This window comes from Bradyrhizobium sp. UFLA05-108, from assembly GCF_059803455.1.
In genome coordinates this window covers 14,876-34,471 of sequence record NZ_JBANAZ010000087.1, presented here as the reverse complement: position 1 = coordinate 34,471, position 19,596 = coordinate 14,876, and the positions used below count along the sequence as shown (strand labels likewise).

23 protein-coding genes and 1 pseudogene are annotated in these 19,596 nt (G+C 58.8%); 12 read left to right on the top strand and 12 right to left on the bottom strand.

All coding sequences use genetic code 11. The annotated features are described in order from the left end of the window. Positions 1 to 703: 703 nt before the first annotated feature. The 4 genes and pseudogenes from SO140_RS39945 to SO140_RS39930 all read left to right on the top strand — a co-directional run bounded on the left by SO140_RS39945 (position 704) and on the right by SO140_RS39930 (position 4,613). Positions 704 to 988 carry a hypothetical protein gene (locus tag SO140_RS39945; RefSeq protein WP_474803259.1) on the top strand — a complete coding sequence of 95 codons (285 nt, stop codon included), beginning with the start codon at positions 704 to 706 and terminating at the stop codon, positions 986 to 988. A gap of 2,192 nt (positions 989 to 3,180) precedes the next feature. Beyond that, positions 3,181 to 3,711 carry an ABC transporter substrate-binding protein gene (locus tag SO140_RS39940; RefSeq protein WP_498543904.1) on the top strand — a complete coding sequence of 177 codons (531 nt, stop codon included), beginning with the start codon at positions 3,181 to 3,183 and terminating at the stop codon, positions 3,709 to 3,711. After that, complete coding sequence (locus tag SO140_RS39935; protein WP_498543903.1) at positions 3,633 to 4,010, top strand: ABC transporter substrate binding protein; 378 nt, start codon at positions 3,633 to 3,635, stop codon at positions 4,008 to 4,010. The genes SO140_RS39940 and SO140_RS39935 overlap by 79 nt, the downstream gene beginning before the upstream one ends. Positions 4,011 to 4,153: 143 nt before the next feature. After that, positions 4,154 to 4,613, top strand: a pseudogene (locus SO140_RS39930) (GFA family protein). Between the two features lie 121 nt (positions 4,614 to 4,734). Here SO140_RS39930 and SO140_RS39925 read toward each other — a convergent pair. The 7 genes from SO140_RS39925 to SO140_RS39895 form a co-directional block, all read right to left on the bottom strand. Continuing rightward, positions 4,735 to 5,040, bottom strand: a complete 306-nt coding sequence (locus SO140_RS39925) for a sigma factor-like helix-turn-helix DNA-binding protein (RefSeq protein WP_474803007.1) — start codon at positions 5,038 to 5,040, stop codon at positions 4,735 to 4,737. 43 nt (positions 5,041 to 5,083) lie between these two features. Beyond that, positions 5,084 to 5,440: a sigma factor gene (locus tag SO140_RS39920; protein WP_474803087.1), complete on the bottom strand. Its 357-nt coding sequence runs from the start codon at positions 5,438 to 5,440 to the stop codon at positions 5,084 to 5,086. A gap of 227 nt (positions 5,441 to 5,667) precedes the next feature. Then, complete coding sequence (locus SO140_RS39915; RefSeq protein WP_474803010.1) at positions 5,668 to 6,177, bottom strand: hypothetical protein; 510 nt, start codon at positions 6,175 to 6,177, stop codon at positions 5,668 to 5,670. A 14-nt stretch (positions 6,178 to 6,191) separates the two neighbouring features. Next, positions 6,192 to 6,512: a hypothetical protein gene (locus SO140_RS39910; protein WP_474803013.1), complete on the bottom strand. Its 321-nt coding sequence runs from the start codon at positions 6,510 to 6,512 to the stop codon at positions 6,192 to 6,194. 71 nt (positions 6,513 to 6,583) lie between these two features. Further along, a complete protein-coding gene (gene hspD, locus SO140_RS39905; RefSeq protein WP_474803090.1) occupies positions 6,584 to 7,039 on the bottom strand; it encodes a small heat shock protein HspD in 456 nt (151 codons plus the stop codon). 460 nt (positions 7,040 to 7,499) lie between these two features. Then, positions 7,500 to 8,693, bottom strand: coding sequence for a sensor histidine kinase (locus SO140_RS39900; RefSeq protein ID WP_474803016.1), 1,194 nt, complete (start codon positions 8,691 to 8,693; stop codon positions 7,500 to 7,502). Between the two features lie 219 nt (positions 8,694 to 8,912). Then, complete coding sequence (locus SO140_RS39895) at positions 8,913 to 9,386, bottom strand: hypothetical protein (protein ID WP_474803019.1); 474 nt, start codon at positions 9,384 to 9,386, stop codon at positions 8,913 to 8,915. A 319-nt stretch (positions 9,387 to 9,705) separates the two neighbouring features. On the opposite strand from SO140_RS39895, the gene SO140_RS39890 reads away from it, so the two are divergent. Together SO140_RS39890 and SO140_RS39885 are read left to right on the top strand one after the other, a co-directional pair. Further along, positions 9,706 to 10,038 (top strand): MarC family protein, encoded by a 333-nt coding sequence (locus SO140_RS39890; RefSeq protein ID WP_474803021.1) that lies wholly within the window; start codon positions 9,706 to 9,708, stop codon positions 10,036 to 10,038. 250 nt (positions 10,039 to 10,288) lie between these two features. After that, on the top strand, positions 10,289 to 10,423 hold the full coding sequence (locus tag SO140_RS39885; RefSeq protein WP_474803024.1) for a hypothetical protein: 135 nt from the start codon (positions 10,289 to 10,291) through the stop codon (positions 10,421 to 10,423). A 428-nt stretch (positions 10,424 to 10,851) separates the two neighbouring features. Here SO140_RS39885 and SO140_RS39880 read toward each other — a convergent pair whose 3' ends face one another. Further along, the gene (locus SO140_RS39880) at positions 10,852 to 11,535 is read right to left on the bottom strand and encodes a helix-turn-helix domain-containing protein (RefSeq protein ID WP_474803027.1); all 684 of its coding nucleotides are present in this window, start codon (positions 11,533 to 11,535) and stop codon (positions 10,852 to 10,854) included. Between the two features lie 155 nt (positions 11,536 to 11,690). Next, entirely contained in the window at positions 11,691 to 11,888 is a 198-nt protein-coding gene (locus SO140_RS39875; RefSeq protein ID WP_498541772.1) for a hypothetical protein, read from the bottom strand. A gap of 212 nt (positions 11,889 to 12,100) precedes the next feature. Here SO140_RS39875 and SO140_RS39870 point away from each other — a divergent pair, with 212 nt between their 5' ends. Next, the gene (locus tag SO140_RS39870; protein WP_474803033.1) at positions 12,101 to 12,298 is read left to right on the top strand and encodes a hypothetical protein; all 198 of its coding nucleotides are present in this window, start codon (positions 12,101 to 12,103) and stop codon (positions 12,296 to 12,298) included. 1,163 nt (positions 12,299 to 13,461) lie between these two features. Here the strand turns inward: SO140_RS39870 and SO140_RS39865 are convergent. Continuing rightward, a complete protein-coding gene (locus SO140_RS39865) occupies positions 13,462 to 13,641 on the bottom strand; it encodes a type VI secretion system tube protein Hcp (RefSeq protein ID WP_498543902.1) in 180 nt (59 codons plus the stop codon). Positions 13,642 to 13,739: 98 nt separating this feature from the next. Between SO140_RS39865 and SO140_RS39860 the strand changes: the two genes are divergently transcribed. Then, on the top strand, positions 13,740 to 13,892 hold the full coding sequence (locus SO140_RS39860; RefSeq protein WP_498541771.1) for a DUF2934 domain-containing protein: 153 nt from the start codon (positions 13,740 to 13,742) through the stop codon (positions 13,890 to 13,892). A 375-nt stretch (positions 13,893 to 14,267) separates the two neighbouring features. Here the strand turns inward: SO140_RS39860 and SO140_RS39855 are convergent, their stop codons facing one another. Then, positions 14,268 to 14,447: a hypothetical protein gene (locus SO140_RS39855; protein WP_474803039.1), complete on the bottom strand. Its 180-nt coding sequence runs from the start codon at positions 14,445 to 14,447 to the stop codon at positions 14,268 to 14,270. 715 nt (positions 14,448 to 15,162) lie between these two features. Continuing rightward, positions 15,163 to 15,378, bottom strand: coding sequence for a hypothetical protein (locus SO140_RS39850; protein WP_449384471.1), 216 nt, complete (start codon positions 15,376 to 15,378; stop codon positions 15,163 to 15,165). 405 nt (positions 15,379 to 15,783) lie between these two features. Between SO140_RS39850 and SO140_RS39845 the strand changes: the two genes are divergently transcribed. The 4 genes from SO140_RS39845 (at position 15,784) to SO140_RS39830 (ending at position 19,468) form a co-directional block, all read left to right on the top strand. Next, positions 15,784 to 16,416 (top strand): phasin family protein, encoded by a 633-nt coding sequence (locus SO140_RS39845; protein ID WP_498542147.1) that lies wholly within the window; start codon positions 15,784 to 15,786, stop codon positions 16,414 to 16,416. A 373-nt stretch (positions 16,417 to 16,789) separates the two neighbouring features. Then, positions 16,790 to 17,749, top strand: a complete 960-nt coding sequence (locus SO140_RS39840; protein ID WP_498543901.1) for an alpha/beta fold hydrolase — start codon at positions 16,790 to 16,792, stop codon at positions 17,747 to 17,749. A 599-nt stretch (positions 17,750 to 18,348) separates the two neighbouring features. Beyond that, the gene (locus SO140_RS39835) at positions 18,349 to 18,810 is read left to right on the top strand and encodes a hypothetical protein (protein ID WP_474803048.1); all 462 of its coding nucleotides are present in this window, start codon (positions 18,349 to 18,351) and stop codon (positions 18,808 to 18,810) included. 382 nt (positions 18,811 to 19,192) lie between these two features. Further along, a complete protein-coding gene (locus SO140_RS39830) occupies positions 19,193 to 19,468 on the top strand; it encodes a hypothetical protein (protein WP_474803051.1) in 276 nt (91 codons plus the stop codon). Positions 19,469 to 19,596 lie beyond the last annotated feature (128 nt).

The window sequence follows — 19,596 nt, the reverse complement described above, 5'->3', positions numbered from 1 at the left end:
GACACTGGAAACGATCGCCCCGTTGGGCGATGATCCCGCCGTCAGCTTCCCGGCAATCGCCAGCTGATCGATCCGGCCCATGCCGGCGAACGTGGTGGCCTAAGCTCAGCTACACCACGCCACGGGACACGATCTGCAGAAATGTCGGCGGGTAGCCTGTTGGGTACCGGGGCTGGCAAATACTTCACCAATTCTTTTTGACCCGGCGGGGCCGCAGCGGCATTCGACGCTGCGGCCTTTTTGCAGCCCACCAGCGTGAACCGGCGGGTCCCGCGCCCCGTGCGTTGTTGAGCAGGCGCCGCCGGTGCTCGATCCATCGCGAGGCAATACCGCCTCGAATCGGAGAACCGAAATAAGCGAACAGGTCAAAGTCTGCCCGGAGTGCTTCGGCTCGGGCACTGGCCCCTGATGACGTCACCCTATCCGGTACGCAAGATACTCTACCGGCCGTGCCCGACGTGCGGCGGAACAGGCAAGATCGCGTCGACGCCTCCGGAGAAGCCCTAGGTTCGGGGAAGCGAGGCTTGCATTGGAGGCACAGCCGCCTCACGAGAGCGGCCCGCCAGCACGTGCCGGCTGGCCTGTCTCTCCGTCACTGGTCAACCGGCGTGCGTGCCCTGCCAACCGTTGGCGGTTGCGCTTTCTGTGCGATCGTCAGGACTTCACGCAGGTAAATGCGCCCGGCCTGCACCCGTGACACTTTATGACGAGTAAGAATGTGGGGGGTGATTTGGCCCTGCACTTTGCTCGCGTTGATACGTCGCGGGACGAGCTCGAAATATGGATGGCGAGCAGCGGCGGATTTTCGTTCGTGATCAGCAATGAAAGCCGTACCGGTCCCGGGCTTCACGGACAGCCTGGCTTCATTGCCTCATGGCGCCCCATCCACCTGAACAAGTCGGCAATCAAAATCGCTGGGTCTCCCTTCAAAACCTTCGTCGAAGCCGAGAATGCTTGCGAGGCTTTCCTCGTGCACCTGACGCAGTAACGAATGGAGCTAACTGCGATCGAGCGCGATTTCCTGAGACGGCTGGCTTCCGAATCCTAGATCAGCCCACCGCTCTTCGATCATGAACTCGTCGCCCGGCTAGTCGATCTCTGGCTTGTCGGGGCTGACCCGCTGATTTAGGTGAAGTTGAGTACCGCATCGCTGCTGACGGGCGCGCAGCGCTGTCCAAAGCCGATTGAGCGTGGCTGGCTCGAGCTGCACGAGAGCGGGACCTATTCTTTGATCTTACTAGGAACGAAGAACTTCAAAAGCAGGTTGTCGGCGCAGTACCTGGTCCCCGTCAGGTACCCGCGTGACGAATGGCCCCAGCTTGCCCCCCTTTTCATTTGCCCGCGAGGACCGGTCCGTCACATACCTGTGGCATGACCATTGCATATTCAAAATCAACTGGGATTTCAGTGCCCAGTTAGAAAATACCGCGCTGCCGGGATCTGTATTTCCAGCCCGACAGCGCTTTTTTTAGGAAGCGTATTTTCGGAGCACCCATGCCATCGAACACCATTGAATTGATCGTTTCCGCTTATGTACGTTTGAAGAACCGCCGAGCATTGGAGGACATGCGTGAACTTCGGCGCCAGTTGCTCGGAGGCCTACAAGCCGCGCCCGGCATCAATCCGCGTCCGGCGTTGAAGCACGTTGAGGAGGACCTGCGAGCAATAGAGCGAGGGCTAGAGCAGCTCCGATTGCCAGGCGAGCACAAATCCGAAAGGTCGAGCGGCCTGGCTTAGGAATACGTCAAGTGGAACATACCCGAACACACATCCTCCTGTTGGGGTAGCAAGCGTTCCAGATGGCGAACATCCCACGGATCGGGCGGAACACTGTACCCGCGGGACATCTGCAAAGCTTGCAGCAAGTGTAGTGCGATCCTGAGGGGCGGCAGTGGGTCCGATCATGATGAGCGTCTTCCCGATGCGCGACGGCACTAAGGCTCTTTCGTGAAGCTCACTGCCGAACGTCCCTTCGCCAACCCGGAAGCCGCAGCGCGCAAGCTCGTCGAGCTCGCCGCCGGCATGACTGGCTGAAGGGACGCGGCCTCACCACCCTGGACGGCGGAGATCTGGGTGAGCACGTGGCCGATCATCCGACACGTCCGCTACCTCTACCACGCGTGGCGGGTGAGTTTTTAGGCCGCTGGAACAGCCGTATATTCGCTGAACTAAGCTATCCCCATCATATCGGCATCGGGATATGTACGGCATCACGAAGTGGCGACCTTGCACACCGGACGATCCCGGTGTGGAACGCTCACCCGCGCCGAACGTCAGGGCAAACCATGGCGAACCAAGGGCAGAGCACCAATCAGGGTCTAGAGCGATGAGCTTCTGGTGCGGCTTCGCCGCTGGTGTACTGATCGGCGGTGTGCTCGGCGCCATTGTCATGGCCGCCATCCAGATGGCGTTGCGGGGCAACCCTTACGACAACGGATGACAGATGCCCGGCATGCAGCCATGGGAAGTGGTTCTGGAGCGGCAGCACGACGCCGCCAGAGTTATTCTTTGAAGGATTTCACGGGCACCTTGACTTGCAATCTTTTGCCGCAGCCTTGGCAGGTGAACCTGTTCTCGACGACCCGTCAGGAGAGTAAACGGTGCTGGTCATCGGCCCCTCTCGAGAGTGTGCGGCAGACAGACCGTCCTTCCACAGCAACCCATTTCCGTCGCAGTGGATCGCTGCCGCACCGAATTATTCGTACCGCAACCCGAAAGGAAATCACCATGGCCCAGCGGACTCGGCCTGTTCGTTGTTAAGATCGCAGAGGCGGGAAGCGGCCGCAAGGCGTAGATGCCGATAATACCCTCGGAGTGAGGCCGAGCCTGTCCGTCGGCGACATGAAGACCCACTAGGCCATGATGGCCCGATTGCGATGCCCAATCGCTAGGATCGGCGGCGTTGCGGCTCTGCCTCGACCGGGCCCGTGTAGGCCTCCGCCAGACTAGACCGCGAGGGGTGAATTGGGCGGCTTCCGGTCGTCCCACAAAGTGTTACTCTGCAATCCTACGAGCGTGGTCCTTGAGGGAGCGACACATGCGACGGCGGGAGTTATAGCAGGCACTACGGCACTTCTTGTTTCGCCGCGGCGTTCGTGGGCACAGGGGTCGCCTCGCCGGATTGGTTATCTTGATACCGTGCCCCTGTACTTGCCAAACTACAAGGTGTGGCAGGACAGCATGCGCGATCACGGTTGGATCGAAGGGAAGAACCTGATCGTTGATTACCGATCGGCCGAGGGGCACGAGGAGCGCGTAGCGCCTCTCGCGAACGAGCTTGTCGCGCTCAAACCCGATGTGCTCGTTGGCCCGACCGCGCGGGAAGCCCTAGCCCTGAAATCGGCAACTGCCAGCATTCCGATTGTTTTCTTTGCTGTGGGCGACCCCGTGCGGCATGGCCTCGTCCAAAGCCTGTCGCATCCCGGCGGCAACATAACGGGTCTGGCATCCCTCGTTCCGGGAAATATCGCCAGCAATGGGATACAAATCCTGCGGGAGATGGTTCCTGCTGCCTCAAAAATTGCGGTCTTGGTCAACCCGGGCAATGCAGATCACAGGTTCATCATAGCCGAGGAGTTGCCCGAAACTGCTCGGAAGCTGGGCGTGACTTTCCTGATACTGGAGGCGACAAGGTGGAGGAACTCGACATTGCCTGTGCCTCGGCAGCAGCCCAGCACGCCGATGCAATATTTCCGCTTGGCAGTGAATTGACCGTTAATCACGTTACACGGGTTACCGCGCTGGCAACGGAGCATCGTCTGCCCGCGCTCTACTTCTTCCGACTGTTCACCACCAATGGCGGTTTGGTTTCATACGGCGCCGATATAGCCGATCTACTCCGGCGTGCAGGCGACTACGTCGATAAAATCCTCAGAGGCACCAAGCCTGCCGATCTGCCGGTCGAGCAGCCGACCAAGTTCGACCTAGTGATCAACCTCAAGGCAGCAAAGGCGCTTGGCCTCGAAATACCTGCCTCATTGCTCGCCCGCGCCGACGAGGTGATCGAATGAGATCCGGTTGCTGCGGCGCATGATTCGAAGTCTCGGTGCGCCTCGTCGAGGTCCGGTCAGTGGGAACGTGGGGCCCAGGGCAGTCCAAAGATTTTGCGAATTCGGTTCGCAAACATGCACACCGAGAACATGAGCAGGTTAGCATGAGCTTGCGCACGAACGCGCTGCGGACGATTAAGTTGAAAATCGACGGACGTTGTCACTGCGGATACATCACCTTTGAGGCCGAGATCGAGCCGGACAAGACCCTGCTCTGCAATTGCACCGACTTCCAGACGTTCTCCGGCTCTGCATTCCGCGTGCACGCCTTCGCGCGACGCTTTCAGGTTGCTCTCGGGCGAACCGAAAATCTACGTCAAGACCGCCGAAAGCGGCAACAAGAGGCCACAAGCATTTTGCCCGGAATGTGGAACGCATGTCTACGCGACGGCGCTCGGAGCAGGCCCCAAGATTTACGCCCTCCGCGTGGGCTCCATTCGTCGCGCGACCAGATCGTCCCCCATACTCAGTGGTGATCTCGCTCCGCGCAGCCATGGCTCACATCCGTCGGCTCGATGCAAACGTTCGAGAAGCAGCCTTAGAGCGATTAAACCGGCAACGTAACCTTGACTTGACGACTGTCGGATGCAGTGGCCGTACCGATCGCTCTGCGATTGGTCCATCAGCGAAGTGGCCGTGCGCCTCGTCGAGGTCCGGTCAGTGGGGTACGGCGGACTAGATTTACTCACACTGAGTTCTTCGCATTTTCACCCATTCCGGAGGCCTTCCGGATCCCAGCCGAGCGCTCTGGTAGCTCTAAGTTTGGCTGCGCGCTTCTTTTGGCAGGTTCCCCTTGCTGCATCGCGGATTTCACTTTCTGGAATGCGCGCAGCTCTATTTGACGGATGCGCTCTGGTGAGATGCCATACTCCATCGCGAGCGTATCGAGCTTGGGAGGGCCCTCGGTTAAGTAGCGCTCGGTAAAGATATGCTTTTCGCGGGGACTGAGAGTTTGAATGGTAGCCTTCAGCGCGGCGCGCCGTTTCGACAATTCTTCGTCCTCAGCGAACGCGATGTCATGGCGAGGTGAGGGATCAACAAGTTGTTCTAGCGCATCTCCCGCATCTTGGGCGCCATTGGTCCGTGAATTCAGTGAAACGTCGCCACGCAGGCCGGCGGTCCATATTCACCACTTCATGCTCAGATACTTTGAGGCGCTCAGAGATTGTCTTGACCTGATCCGGTCGCAAATCGCCGTCATCGAGCGCTGAAATAGCGCTCTTGGTTCTCCTTAGTTTGAAAAACAATTTCTTTTGGGCAGAATTCGCCGAAATCTTCACCAGCGACCACGACCGAAGGACGTATTCCTGGATTGTCGCCTTTATCCACCACATCGCATAGGTAGAAAGACGAATCCCGCGCTCTGGATCAAAGCGCCGCACCGCTTGCATCAAGCCGATATTCCCCTCGGAAACGATGTCAGCGATCGGCAGGCCCTAGCCCCGGTAGCGCATGGCGATCTTCGCAACGAGACGCAGATGGCTGGTGACGAGGCGATAGGCTGCATCACGAGCGCCGTGCTGACGCCAGCGCCTGGCGAAGTTCGTTTTAGTGCGTCAGCCCGCTACGGGCAGTGGTTGAGAGACGGTTTGATACATTTCCACCTCGCGACAGCTTTTTAGAAATCAATGGAAAGCGTGTCCGGACCATCGTGCCCCTGGTGACGACCAGGATCCTCGCTGTGATCGGCGGCGGGCTCTGGTTCCGATTCCAAAAGGTGCAAGGCATCAAGGATATCGTCGAAGCTAACGGCAGTATCCGAAACGGGCCGTTTTGGTCCGGGAACGGCGCAGGCATCTGCGGCCCAGGATGAAAGGATTGCCCGCTTCTCGTAAGGCGTTAGATCGCAATCGTCGACGACGTCCAAGGGATGATCGAATGCGTCGGCCGGGTGGAGCAGCGCAGCCACTTCAAGCGGCGCCCTTCGTCCGTCGATCCTCGGCAGTCCCGCGGAGAGACGGTCGGGGAACGTCTCTCGCAGAAGTCCTCTCACCGATGCTTCCTCTTCGCTCAAACGGCGCTGAATAAACGAGCGTTCAAGGTCCGACAGATGCGTTGCGAGCAGCCTGCGATAGCGGTCGATATTCCTTTGATGCGCACGCAGCCGTTCCAGGTTTACCTCAAGCATGATCCACCTCCTCCTCAGGCGGCAATGGCACGTTCGGTAGAGCGCAATCGACAGGGTTTGCCTCCGGGAGGATTCCGGGGACCGCCATCGAGTTCGCACAAAGCTTCGAGGATCTCATCGATCGATACTGGCTTCTTCAGCCCGACGGGTGAGCGCATGGATGGGCAAGAGGCTATTGCAGAAGCATCCGAGGCCCACGATGCCAGAATTGCCCTCTTCTCGGCCGTTGTCAGGCTGGAGTGATTCACCACATCCTTTGGATGCTCGAAGGCGGTACCCGGATGTAGGAGCGCGGTGAAGTCGAAAACGTTGTCGTCGGCGGTCGTCGGCCGCATGGTATCCTCCTTTTCATTGACGATGAGCGGCAGCCGCGCGATGCATCGCGCGGCGCCGGCCAGAGCCGCACCTAGGCTGCCTTGGCTTCCAGTTTCTGGACGTTGTCGGCTGCCGCGCCGTTGATCGCGATCCGGCGCGGCTTCATGGCTTCCGGGATTTCCCGGACCAGTTCGATCTTAAGCAGGCCATTGTCGAACGCGGCGCTCTTGACCTGAACATAGTCCGCCAGGTTGAACTGACGCTTGAAGTTGCGGGTCGAGATGCCGCGATAGAGGAAGTCCCGCTCGGGCTTGTCGGACTTGCTGCCTTCGATGGTGACCACGTTCTGTTCAGCCGTGATCGTGATATCGTCGGGCGCAAAACCCGCAACTGCCAACGAGATCTGATAGCGGTCGTCGGCCAGCCGTTCGATGTTGTAGGGCGGGTAATTATCCTCGCCCTCCCGCTTGGCCAGTTCTGCGAGGTCAAAGAGGCGGTCAAAGCCGATGGTCGAACGCCACAGGGGAGAGAAGTCGTAAGTGCGCATAGCCAAATCCTCCAAAGAGCAAGATGGATACGAGCGGCACCGGACACGACCGGTGCCCGTCTTTTGCCCGGGCCCATCAGGCGCCCGGACGCCACCGTTCGATGGCGAGAAAAAAATTAGCAAAGTCGCTTTTGGTTTCAAGAGGGGGCGAAAATTTTCTTCAAGTCCGATGAGGCCGCCGGAGGCCGGTTTCATTAACGATCACCAAAGGAACTTCCCCACTGAGCGGGTGGGGGGAGGATCATGGCGGCGGCCTTATGGCCCGTTGGGCTGCCGGTTTTTCCAGGGAGGCGGTCAACAGCGCTTTCAGCGTCGCCTGTGCGATTTGGTGATTTGTCTTAGTGGGGTATTGATCGCGAGAGACGCTCGGCTTGTTGCAGGCGTTTGAAAAGACTACGCCTATCTAGTTGCGCGTGGGACGCCAGGATCAGGAACGTCGTCTGGATGAATGCGGCTCCGCTCATTTATCATTCTTGTCCAACAAAAATGAGACGGTGCATTCTATTCCATCGGAGCCAAACCGTCGCTCGAATCGCCCGTTCAACATATGTGGTATCGATTTCTCGAGAAACTCTGAACCGAAGCCTCGTCGGGCCGGCTGGTGCGCGATGGAGCCTGCCCGCTCCCGCCAGCGAAGTTGGAACTCATTTCCATTGCCTCGATCATGAGCGTCCCACGATATATCAATTTGACCGTTCTCCACGGATAGGGCGCCGTGCTTAACGGCGTTTGTGGCAAGTTCGTGTATTGCCATCGACAACACTTCGGCCTGTTTTGCCGGAATCAAGATCTTGGGGCCGCGCTGCTTAAGATTCTCGCCCTCGACAGCGCCGTGCAGTGAGAGCTCCTGAGAGAGAACCTCGCGGATATCGATCTTGCTCGTATGGGTCCGGTTCAATAAAGCATGAGTGCGCGCAATCGCCCTCAATCGGTCCTCAAAAGCTTTTGCGAACTCATCAAGGCTCTTGCTCTTGGCGCGCGTCCTCCGCGCGACGGCTTGGATAGTCGTCAGCATGTTATTGATCCGATGCTGAAGCTCATGACCGAGCATTTCCTGCCTGAGCGCCCGCTCCGCCAATTCTCGCTGGATCCTCACTCGGTCGATAGCAGAAGCCAAGAGATTGGCGTAGTTCTGAAGAAAATCGATATCGTCCTGCTCGAATTTCCGGAGCTGCCGCGAGTCAACCTCCAGCACACCGAATGGGCCGTCCTCGCCGCGAATAACAACATTGACGGTGCTCCTGACGTTATGCTCGATCAGCAGCTCGGGAATCGCGAATCGAACCTCCCTCTCGGTATCTTCGGTAATCACAGGCTGGTTCGTGTGCAAGGCATAGCCAGCCGGCGAGCCCTCATGCGCAGGTATTGTGGCGTGCCCCACCACGCCGGGGTTCCAATTCACCCCGGCTCGGACGTGTAAATTCTCGCCGCCTGGGACGAGCTCCAGCACTTTAACTAGCTCAACATCGATGGCATCAGAAACGAGCCTGGTTGCCTCTTGCAGGAGACCATCTATGTCATCGCTCCGCAAAGCTCGCTTGCCGAACTCCGACAATGTAGAGACTTGTCTGCGAAGCTTGTGCGCTTCCGAAGGGGGCACTTTGGTCTCCCATCGCATACCGGATAAATGATTACTGCCCGCCGCAGGTTCCAATGACGAATCTCCTAGCAGTTTACCCACTTGGACAAGCCGATCTGCGGATGAACGGGACGTTGCCGCCGACAGGCCACACCTTGCTACTGGTCGCGGTAACCGCGGCCCGACAGAGGCAGCGGAAAGACGCGGGGGCGTCTTTGGTTGGCGCCTGCCTCAGAAAATTCTGATCGTCCCACAAGAGAGCGACCGCGCCGCGGGGCTGAAAGTATCGAGCCCTTAACTTCGTCGACCGCGGTTGAATTCAGTCGCGCAACGTTTCTTGTAGGCCGCTGCTATCGCCATCCAATCTCGCAATAGTCCTCTATCCTCCTTTGAAAACGCGGCCCGCCGCTTGAGATCATCTAGTGTGTCGCCGGGATGGCACCGCTCGTAATCCCGGCGGATCAGCGACTCCAATTCGTCGTCGCCTGTGGCTTGCACATCCGCCGAAAATGCCGACTGCGTCATCGGACCGGGGACGGGTTGACGAGCAGTAAAGGCCGAATTGGCCGATAAGGGCAAAGTGTTCATGGCAAGCGTCCACTCGAAGAAGGCGGGCGGGAAGAAATCCCGCCCGGCTGGCTGGTACGCCCAGTTTGCGTGAGCTGTTGTTCCACGGAACGAGATCGCGTAGTGCCATTTTGTACTCCTTTTCACTGCGATCGAGATTGCATGCGTCTGCTCATCTTGATCTCCTGGTATGTCTTTCATTTCTCCTTATCGAGGATGCGCCCGGCCATCCTCGTGGACCGGCCCGGCCTGATCAGAGTCCATCGGCAGCGCCGCCGTCACTGGCTCAGACTTTCAGCCTCTCGGCGAACAGGATCCGTAACCGGCCCCCGGCGCAAACGACTTGGGAGTCGAACAATGGCCTTCAAGGGGGCCCGCAAAATTTTTTGCGACATCCAGGCGGCGCGTCAATTCGTCTTGAACAATCGTTTCTTTGGACGGTTAAGGGATCGAAGGCGCCGCACAAGTTCAGACCAATGCCGATCGCCGATTTCGCCGTAACACGTTCACGACACTCTTTGTGGCCATCGGGCCCATCGATACCGCGTTGGTGTTCGGCGGCTTGACGGGTGGCGTACACCGCCCGGAACGGGTCCGGTTGGCGCTTCGGGCTGTCGTTATTGCCGGCGGCGTCTTGTTCGGCTTTGCGCTGTTCGGCGTTCAATTACTAGGCGCGCTGCACGTGTCGTTGGAAGCCTTTCGCTTTGCAGGTGGTGTGCTGCTGCTGCTTCAAGCTATCCAGCTCATCTTTGGGCACGACCGACCTAACGAGATCGCCTATCGCCTGCCCCATGAGCAAGACAACGGCAGTGAGGCCGGCCGGACAGTGAGAGTAGAAAGTCCGGCAGGGTGAATGCTCATCTGCCTCGTTCTGACCTTAGAGCGCAGGGAAGCGCTGGAACCCGGTGACATTGCGATTTTTCCGCTCGCCTTCGAGGCATTTTTTTCGACTTCCGCCCGGGGTTGGCACGCACAGCGGACACTCTCTGCGGTCTCCGGCTTGCAACCTGTTCACAGCCACGACTGACAGTGGTCTCGCGCCGATCTGATCCACGAAGGGTTGATAATTTGCCAGCGGGTTCGTACGCCGCTTTGATCGCGGCATGCCCGCTCTCACCCGCCGCCGCAGCAAGGATGATCCGCACCGCGAGACGTGGCTGATCTACAGCGGCGATGTCCGCGTCGGTGTCATCGGTCGCCGCGCCGGTGTCCCGAACTCGGCCCCGCAGTGGAGTTAGTCCTGCGGACTCTATCGCGGCATCGATCCCGGTGAGCACCGCAGCGGCATTGCCGAGACGTTGGAGGAAGCCCGCACGAGCTTCCAAGTAGCGTGGCAGGAGCTGGCGGCCACGCGGACTGAGGCAGACTTCGAGACGTGGCGTCGCCAGCGTGACTGGACCCTTTGGAAGGACCCGATGCACCGGCTGGCACTTTCCGCTGCCGACACAGCGTCCAGAAGGGGTTGCACGCTGCTTCTGCGGCGCGGTATCACGAACCCAACGCTCGACGCCCACATCCACACCGCACACCGCCAGACCGCTGCATGAAATCGCCGCCGAACGCCCCTTCGCCAGCCCCGAGGCCGCCGCGGGAACACTCGTCGGGGTCGTGGCCAGCATCGAGCCCTAAGTAAGGCGCTCGACTGCAAGGCGCAGGCTTGGACCGGCTAACTCTGCAAGTCGAAGCCAAGGAGGCGCTTGCGGTCGAGGAGCCTGACCTCGCGTTGCGTGTTGCCAACGAAGTCGAGGGCTCCCACTCGATGCAATCGTGACAATGCGCGAGATACAGTTTCGAGGGTCAGGCCGAGGTAGTCGGCAATATCCCGCCGTGGCATCGGGAGTGTTATGTTGGCAGCGCCACTCAGTCGCTTGTCCATTTCGAGGAGAAACGCCGCAACTCTTTCGATTGCATCTTTGCGGCCCAGAAGAAGCATATGATCCTCAGCGTGCTCAAGGCTTTTTGTGGTCATACGGAGCAGATTATGGGTCACGACCGCATCGCTCTCGGCCACCGTTTCGAGACTTTGGCGCTTCATCAGTCGAACCGTGGTCTCGATGATCGCTTCCGCCGTGAAGCGGTGTGCGCCGCCATTTTCCAGACCGAAGATGTCTCCGACAAGATGAAATGCGCCGATCTGGCGACGACCATCAGAGAGAAGTTTGTAGGTTCGCACGGCACCCTTTTTAACGTGGTAGACGTACTCGGCCGGTTCTTTCTCGCCGTAGATCTCGGTCCCCTTCTTGTAGGTAAATTCAATTAGGCTGACTTGCGGGTTCGTACCGCTTGTCATGCCGAGGTCTTGGAGTGAACTGGGACGCGGCGTCTGATCCTTCGTGATGCGCACAAACATGAATCCCCCTCAGTTGTGCGCGGAAAGTAGAAATCGGTTCCACGCCAAGAGGTTATCCAATGATGGGAGCCTAGATGACGATTGTCCCCAGGGTCATTGTACCAAGGGACAATGCCGACGACGGCGCATCGTCGGCGCTAGCAGACTCCACACCGTCAGTTCAGTGTGTTGCGGAGCTTCCGGATGATCTGTCGGAGATCGCTTATGTAGTCCTCAATGACTTGGCGCATCTCCGCTGATCGCGACGACTCGATGTTCCTTTCCTGCTCTTCAACCTGATATGGTTTCTCATCGGGCTCTTTCATGCCCGACAACTGGCGCAAGTAGCGCGACGCATGTTTGATCGCGATCAAGGAATTTGACCCTTAACACATGTTGGTTCGATCGGTTTGTCGCGGCGTTCGGTCTCCTCGCTTGGATCGAGGAACTGCCGTGATGGCCAAAGCGGCGCTGGTTTCAGAAGTGCAGATCTTCTCGCAGCTACGACTGACTGTGGTCTCGCGACCATCTGATCCACGAGGATTGATAATTTGCCAGCGAGGTCGTGCACCGCTTTGATCGTCGCATGCCCCCTCTCACCCGCCGCCGCAGCAAGGACGATCCACACCACGAGACGTGGCTGATCTACAGCGGCGACGTCCGTGTCGGAGTCATCGGCCGCCGCGCCGGTGTCCCGAATTCTGCCCCGCAGTGGGGGTGGTTCTGCGGCTTCTATCCCGGCACTGATCCCGGTGAGCACCGCGCCAGCCACCGCTCAGCTTGAACAACGTCGCATTCCAGCTGCCTCAGCTCATCCAAAATCATTCAACATAGACCGAAGCACCATCGTCTTGAAACGGCTCCAGCACACCTCGCTGGGGCCGTGGAGTTGCTTGGCAGTTTTGGGTAGACCAAGCTGAGGTAGCCTAGACCGGCCCGAAATCTGGTTATGTCCACTTTTGAACCGAGCCCGGTGCCGAGTTTTCCGTAAAAAAGGCCGCAACTATTGGCGACGGCTGGGGCCCTTTTGGTTCTGCAAATATTATCTTCGCTTCATGCGTATGGCATACGAACTCTGTCTCGCGACCGCGGGCAGGCAGGTGCCGGAGTGGTTCCACGAAGTTAAACACGATGGCTACCGGATGCTGGTCATCAGTGAGAAGGCGGCATGACGGGAAGCACGTATCGGCTGACAGGCGGCGGTTCGGCGAGTCTCAACGTGCGCGATGCGTTCTTAGTGTCCACCAACGGTGGCACGTTCATCGCAATCAGGCGCAGCAAGTCGAGACTACCCATCAAAGGCGTGTTCGCTGAAACCGCGAGTACGGCGCTTGGGCAGGACGGCGCAGCCGCGCGCACCGCATGGGAGAAAGCAGCTGATGCCGAGCTAAAGACGCACTTACCTGCCGAGATACAGCGTTTAGCTACTTGCGGAGGGGCTGCCGTACGCCGCGCCTGCCGACGCGGGCGACTGATCCAGCCGTTGCCTCATTTCGGCGAGCCTAAGCTAAGCATTTGGTCTATCTCGGCGGCCCTATCGGCTTGTCGCGCCTGCCGAAGCAATTTCTCCCGTTCCGCGCAAGGCGGAAGCTCAAGCGCGCGACTGCGAGCCTTTTGGGCTAGTTCCATAAGGCGCTCGTACAGTGATCTGGTCTGCTTGAGTCTGTTGCGCCTGCGCTTGCGCTTGCCTTGCATCATCAGAGGCTACTCGAAGTATCGTATCACGACATTTAAATAGGTAAAAGATAGGACGCGGGTAGGCGCTTGCGCCACGGCCTAAGATAGCCCCGTCTACGTTCGCCGCGAGCTGATCAGACGGGTATAAACTCGTGTTAGTTGTTAACGCCCGCTGACTGGGCCGCCTGTTAACAGGCGTTGGCATGTTTACAGGTGCTAACTGTTAGCTCCGACTACGCGGTCCGCAAAGACGGCCAGCTCATCGGACGCCTATGGCCCGAAGAAGACGGGCGATGACTTGTCGATCTTGCGTGTTATGGAGAACGGGTTGAAACTGGCTCTGCCCGTGCCAGTCCCGCTTGAGTTTGAACCGCCCGTTGCTCTCTCAAGTTCTGCTTCGCAGATTTCCTTCGTGGTCGGATTGGATTTAATTATTTCCGCTTTGACCATGTCCCTCTCCATCCAAACCAGCATGAGGCCCATCCTTGCTGGTTCGGCCACTCTCAGTGCAAGGCCTACGCCGCGTCTGTGAGCCAGATCACCGTTCAATGATGATCAAAGAGCTGCGTGGCATCCACATCCACCCAATTCGCGAACGCGCCTATCACCTATGCCTCGTCGATGGTCAACCCGACGGCAACGCGGACTTCCATTGGACAAGTGCTCAGCACGAAATTTTCGCACCTATGTGCGGCTCTTGAAGGCAGGGACTGCTAACTGATTCCCCCCCGCTCCTTGCTGACTTTATTTCAGGGAGCTGCTGAGGGGCGACAGCCGAAGCCTCGGCACAAAATACGGTCTCGACCATGGGGATGAAGGCCGAGACCGTGGAGTCACTTCTGCCGGGATCATTCCGGCAGAGCCGATCCTGCCCGGGCTACGGGTATTGGAGCATTAACTTTTGCAAATGCGGCCGTCCGCCTTCGGTCATGTGTCAGGACGAGCAAGAGGTAGGAACCAAGACTTGGTCTGCTTTAGGCGCCCCAGCCGAAAGGTGCTGCTGGAGGAAACCCGCATCGTTCGGGTTGGCGGCCCTCAGCGGGGCCGTTTGACTGTGCGCCAACAGCTTGGGGGCGTCAGTTTTTCCACCCCGGCACAATCGGCAGCCACACTAGGGGACCTTGTGCGATGGGTGTCTGCTTCTCGGCACCGGCCGCGATGGGCGTACGGTCGATGCCCCCGACGACTTTCTGTAGTTGCGTATCATCCAGCTCCGGCCTGAACGACGGTGTCACGTGTGCCTGTGGCTTGGTCATGCTTCTCTCCTGTTTCGCGCCTATCTCCGTCACCACTGCAAGGCGACCGGCCTCACCGGGCGCCCGACAGAAATACTGGGTGAAGGTCAAGAACCGCAGCCATTCGTTTTGGAACGGGAGCGGTGAATGCGTGCGGCAATAAGCATCCCCGGAGTGCCTCGCCATTCTTAGGAACACTCTTTCAAGCCGACGCTTGAACGATTCGCATGTTGGTTCTTTCACCAGGGGTGCGTAGGACTCTGCGGCAGGTTCGGCTCTACGGCTATCTGGTCGAGTGAAACAACCAGATCTATCACCCGGGCGCCTTTCATCCAGTCTGCAGGAAATCTTTGTACTTCGCATGGTCGAGGGCGGCTGGCTGAGGAAGAATGGCGATCGATATGAGTTGACTGCCCAGGGACGCGAAGCGCCGGACTGAACTGCGGCGGCAGATTTATGTACGGCTCGGAGGCGGCTAAAACCAGCTGAGGGCGGCCCTAGTCGTCCCAGATGACCTTCGCACAGTTTGCGCACTGGTACACGCGGGCAGACTGGCCGGCCCGCGCCTGAACCTCGGTCCTGAACGCAGCTGGCATGCGGCAGTCGTCGCAGAAAGGAGGCTGCGGTCTGACTGCTTCGCTCGGGCGCGCTTGCGTGAGCATGACCTCGAGCATGCCGGGGAATGCGGATGAGTTATGTTCACTTTTGGACATACGGAAGCCCAACGATCATGGACTTACGGTTGCAGCAGCGACAAGATGCGATGCCGATCTTGCTGAAGGCGGCGCTGGTTCTCACGCAATCCCTCCAGTTCGGCTTGAGCGTTGCTGGTGTCTTGTTTTTGCCGTTTCAAACTAATGACCAATGCCTCCTGTTCCGCAAGGCGCCGCTCACCATCCACTACCTCGCGCTCCAGCTGCCTTAACTCGTCCAGAAGTGCATCGTTTAACATCCAATCGCGCTGCCTCTCCGACAAGCGACCCCAGCGAGAGGGATGCCGAGGCCGCCAACCTTGTAGGAAGGTTTTCTCTCGGCTGGTTTCTATGGGGGCTTTCACCGAGAGCATGGAGATGACTGGCTCTGTCGAGAGTCGTTCCTCTGCCAGTCATTGAAAACGCCCAGCGGTTCAAGTTGCCCCCTCTCTTCGAATCCAACCGGTTGAGGGATCAGGCTCGCCTAGGCGGAGGGTGGCGTTGCGAGTTGTAGAGCAACCTTAGGACCAGTGACACGTTGCCGACGGGGATCTTTGAATCATCAGAGCAGACCGCCAAGCTCATTCGAAATTCGTCCAGCCATGGATTAAATTGGGATAGGAGCCGGAACGCCCCTGATGCGAGGCACGTTGAGGTGCGCACCTGTGACAAAGAATACAGGACAATCAGAACTCATCAGCAAAATGGAGCACAAAATGGCCGATCCAAGGCAGGAGAATAAGTTCAACCAAAGAGAGGAAACAGTTCGGCAAACCGGCGAGCAAGCAGCTGAGCACACGAAACGAATTGGGCTCGCGGCGGCTAAGGCCGGCGAAGATGTGAGCCAAGTCAGCGCCCACCTGTTACAGCAAAATGCCGAGATGCTGCAGAACACGTGGCGTTTCGGTATGGAGGCAGCGACCTCGATGATCGGCCGCTCGAGCGACCAGTTTGGCCGTACTTTCGGATTGACAGGCGACGAAGCATTGAAGGCGACTGAAAAGTCAGTCCGCAATACGCAGGTGGTGTTGAATTCTGCGACGGCCGTGAGCAAGGGAGTCAATGAGATTTCCCGCGAGTATTTCGAGTTCGTGCGGCAGCAAATGGAGAGCAACATGGATCGCATGAACGAGCTGTGGCGCTGCCGCACACCACACGATTTTGTGGCGCTTCAGAGCGAGCTTGCTCGGGAGACCGTGAGCAAAACCCTTGAGAACAGCCGCCGGTTGGCCGACATGTCTCTCAAAATCGCCGAGGATGCGGGAAAGCGTATCACGGAAATTCAGCGCGCAGCCTAGTCGCGATGCGGCCCGCGGCTCCGATCGCTTCGAACCTGCTCGAGCAGAGGCCGTCAATTGAGGCGGCCTCTGTCGTTTTGGTCCTCGGCTCACGGTTAAAAAGCATACACCAAGGTATTTCAAACACACTCCGCACGAAGTGCAATTTTGAATGGTGCGTAGTGCCCCTTCCCTCCAATGCGATTGCGAGCCCAATGAATTTCCCTTGCGCTGCGCTATTTAGGTATCGTGTGAGTACACAAGCAAAGGTCCCTTCAAGCAACCGCTTGGTATTGGAGACATGTGCACTGGCCGTTAGTCGTGGAGCGGGACGAAGCCATCAGGTTGCAGTTGGTCTGCGGAGAAGAACGCCGTCAGCGCGAAGGATCGCCCGATGTCCTTAACTGAAGCCGTCCTGCTGGTCATCTTGGTCGGACTTATCGTCCTGATACTGGGCAACATCGTATTTCAGGTGGCAGCGGAGCAAAAGAATCCGCCGATCGGCGTCTTCATCGAGTGCGACGGAGTGCGCCTTCACTATATCGAACGGGGCGATGCCGCCGCGCCTTGCGTGGTCCTGTTCCACGGGAATGGCACCATGATTCAAGACCTCGTCCTAAGCGGTTTGGTCGACCGCCTGGCCCACAACTATCGCGTCGTTTGCTTCGACCGGCCCGGGTTTGGCTACAGCCACCGTCCCCGCGCGCGGATCTGGACGCCGACAACGCAAGCTGCCTTATTCGCGAAAGCTCTTAGCCAGCTTGGGGTCCGCAATCCTGTACTGCTCGGCCATTCCTGGGGTACGCTGGTGGCAATCGCGCTGGCACTTCGAAGTGACTATTCCGTTAATGGGATAGTGCTTGTGTCTGGGTACTATTTTCCAACTTCTCGGATGGATTTTTGGCTCATGTCCGCTCCGGCGCTGCCGGTGCTTGGCGATCTGATGTGCTACACTATCTCGCCCATGCTATCGTGGGCCATTATGCCGAAACTGACGAGCTTGCTTTTCGCACCGCGTGCCATTCCGCCGGAGTTCAAAGACGAATTTCCGATCTCGTTGTCTCTCCGGCCCAAGCAGTTGAGGGCGGCCGCTGAGGAGAGTGCATTCCTTATTCCAGCTGCCTCGCAGTTGCAGCTTCAATACCGGGGCATCCGGTGTCCCGTCAGGATCGTGCATGGAAAGGGTGATCGGCTCATCGAGGCCGACCAGTCGCGCCGCCTGCACGAGGCGTTGCCCCGCTCTCTGCTACATCTGGTCGAGGATGCCGGTCACATGGCTACCTATGCAAATACGCCTGAAATAGCGGATGCCGTGGCGGCGCTTGCGCTCACCGCACCGGCGAGAAGCGCGTAGGCTTTCTTGTTGCAATGCGTGCGGCGGAACGTGGCCGTCGTTAATTTCGCTGCGCTCGCGATTATTTGCACAGCGGCCGTTGCGTAGCCCGAATCAGGGTCGCGCTAGATATTCGGCTCAGATCGCGGCGAGTGCATTGCTTTGCGGCGATCGATTGGGATTGTCTGGATGCGCGGCTTAGTAGCCCCAGCGATGGCGCGCTCGACGATCTCCCACCGCTCGCCATAGAGAAAGAACCCAGGCGATTCCGCCATCGCTTCCCCGACCGATAGCTTAGAAAGCTCGACTTCGGTGAATTCGGTCAGCGCCAGCTCGAAACCGCCGGTCAGCAGGTCGTTTCAATTCGAGCCTCAGCATCTCGTCGCCCCGATCCCTCGCATCCATGAGTGGACCGATTGTCGGGATGACATAGGCGCGCTTCAGGTTTTTGCTCCACCGCGCGCGACGATGACAGGCACCTCGGCGCCGCCGAGCAGTTTGCCCGCCGCAAGCCGCCCGAACCGGCGAGCACCATGCCGTCATCCGCCGCCAGGATGGCCATCCCCATTCGCGTATCGATCTTCCCACCTTGCCAGTGTACCTGCACCATAGAAGCCATCATGCCTGACGCTCAACTCCAGCAAATCATGGTAGTATTGAGAATCTGTTCAATCCTCCTCGACGGGAATCGGGATGGCGGATTTTGTGGGGAGCGCAAAAAGAAGTTCATGGCGCATCGGGCGCTGCCGTGGCTGCCGAGGCAATCCGGTAATCCCACGGGTCGGGCGCGAGGTTCGCGCAACAGGATGTCGGAATCTTTCCTCGAAGACCTGCGCGCGACGTGGGAGAAGCACGGTGCTCGTGCCGTGGAGGCTTGTGCAGTGGAGGACCCGACAGGCTTCGTCCGGATCGTGGCATCTCTACTGCCGAAACACGTCGATCTGAGCGTTGGCGTTGATGCCGTGCAATTTGTGACGACGTTCCGGCAGGCGCTTGATCTCTTGGGCAACGAGCCGCCATCGCGCCGCCGCATCGCCAAGGTGATCGAGGCTGAGGTGATCGATGATGCCGATCCTGAGTGATGAGCAGATTGCCGAAATCCGCCGCCGGGTTGCCGAAGCGATGCGCCGCCGCGTGAGGGCCGCTACGATCTCTCGCCGTTGCGGACACGCGCTGAAGTTTTCGGCTACTGCATCGAAGTTGCGCGGCGTGAGGGGTGAGATGAGGTCGAGGTAATCGACGCGCTGATCAAGGTCGCGAGGTCTTATCGCGATGACGTTTGTGATGTTGAGCAGGTGCTGCGGTCGCTCGGCTATACAGCCGTGTCCGATCATTTGAAAGAAATTACCCGGCATCTGTCGCTGCGGCCACCCAAGCAATGGCCATGCCTGACGGCGCCACAGCAGGCTGATATCGCGGATCAGTCTTGGCGGCGTCACGCTCGCGCGCGGCACTGATATTAACATGGCGCGCAGGCTCTCAGAGCGGGTTGAGCGGCTGCTTCGCAAGCGCGCGAAGGCTCGCCGATATTCGCGTCGCCATCGCAGACGTCAACGCGCGGGCACTAAGCTGCTCAGCATTGAAATTGCAAATGCCGAGCAGACAATCGCCGCGTGGGTGGCGCTCGGGCTACTCACGGAAGATCAGCGCAACGACGACCGGGCGATCGAGGCGGCCATTGCGCAGTTGTGCAGGGCAGGGTTTCGGGCCATTGAGGCGCGGCAGAAGGCGTCTGCCTAATATCGCGTAACAACCGATCGCCACGGCAAGAGCCGCTTGAGCCTCGAAGCGCAGCGCAAGACTCTTATTTTCCTGTACCTCCCTTTGGGCCCGCTACCGCGTTCGGGCCGCACAAGACCGTAGCGCGC

What these genes read in the sequence shown, in the direction of transcription:
- SO140_RS39870 (WP_474803033.1), top strand. Translation starts at nt 12,101, where the DNA reads ATGCCCCCTCTCACCCGCCGCCGCAGCAAGGACGATCCACACCACGAG.
- SO140_RS39855 (WP_474803039.1), bottom strand. Translation starts at nt 14,447, where the DNA reads ATGACCAAGCCACAGGCACACGTGACACCGTCGTTCAGGCCGGAGCTG.
- SO140_RS39830 (WP_474803051.1), top strand. Translation starts at nt 19,193, where the DNA reads ATGGCGCGCAGGCTCTCAGAGCGGGTTGAGCGGCTGCTTCGCAAGCGC.
- SO140_RS39945 (WP_474803259.1), top strand. Translation starts at nt 704, where the DNA reads ATGACGAGTAAGAATGTGGGGGGTGATTTGGCCCTGCACTTTGCTCGC.
- SO140_RS39850 (WP_449384471.1), bottom strand. Translation starts at nt 15,378, where the DNA reads ATGTTAAACGATGCACTTCTGGACGAGTTAAGGCAGCTGGAGCGCGAG.
- SO140_RS39840 (WP_498543901.1), top strand. Translation starts at nt 16,790, where the DNA reads ATGTCCTTAACTGAAGCCGTCCTGCTGGTCATCTTGGTCGGACTTATC.
- SO140_RS39880 (WP_474803027.1), bottom strand. Translation starts at nt 11,535, where the DNA reads ATGTTTGTGCGCATCACGAAGGATCAGACGCCGCGTCCCAGTTCACTC.
- SO140_RS39860 (WP_498541771.1), top strand. Translation starts at nt 13,740, where the DNA reads ATGATGATCAAAGAGCTGCGTGGCATCCACATCCACCCAATTCGCGAA.
- SO140_RS39915 (WP_474803010.1), bottom strand. Translation starts at nt 6,177, where the DNA reads ATGCTTGAGGTAAACCTGGAACGGCTGCGTGCGCATCAAAGGAATATC.
- SO140_RS39835 (WP_474803048.1), top strand. Translation starts at nt 18,349, where the DNA reads ATGCCTGACGCTCAACTCCAGCAAATCATGGTAGTATTGAGAATCTGT.
- hspD (WP_474803090.1), bottom strand. Translation starts at nt 7,039, where the DNA reads ATGCGCACTTACGACTTCTCTCCCCTGTGGCGTTCGACCATCGGCTTT.
- SO140_RS39910 (WP_474803013.1), bottom strand. Translation starts at nt 6,512, where the DNA reads ATGCGGCCGACGACCGCCGACGACAACGTTTTCGACTTCACCGCGCTC.
- SO140_RS39865 (WP_498543902.1), bottom strand. Translation starts at nt 13,641, where the DNA reads ATGGTCAAAGCGGAAATAATTAAATCCAATCCGACCACGAAGGAAATC.
- SO140_RS39940 (WP_498543904.1), top strand. Translation starts at nt 3,181, where the DNA reads ATGCGCGATCACGGTTGGATCGAAGGGAAGAACCTGATCGTTGATTAC.
- SO140_RS39920 (WP_474803087.1), bottom strand. Translation starts at nt 5,440, where the DNA reads ATGCAAGCGGTGCGGCGCTTTGATCCAGAGCGCGGGATTCGTCTTTCT.
- SO140_RS39895 (WP_474803019.1), bottom strand. Translation starts at nt 9,386, where the DNA reads ATGAAAGACATACCAGGAGATCAAGATGAGCAGACGCATGCAATCTCG.
- SO140_RS39885 (WP_474803024.1), top strand. Translation starts at nt 10,289, where the DNA reads ATGCCCGCTCTCACCCGCCGCCGCAGCAAGGATGATCCGCACCGCGAG.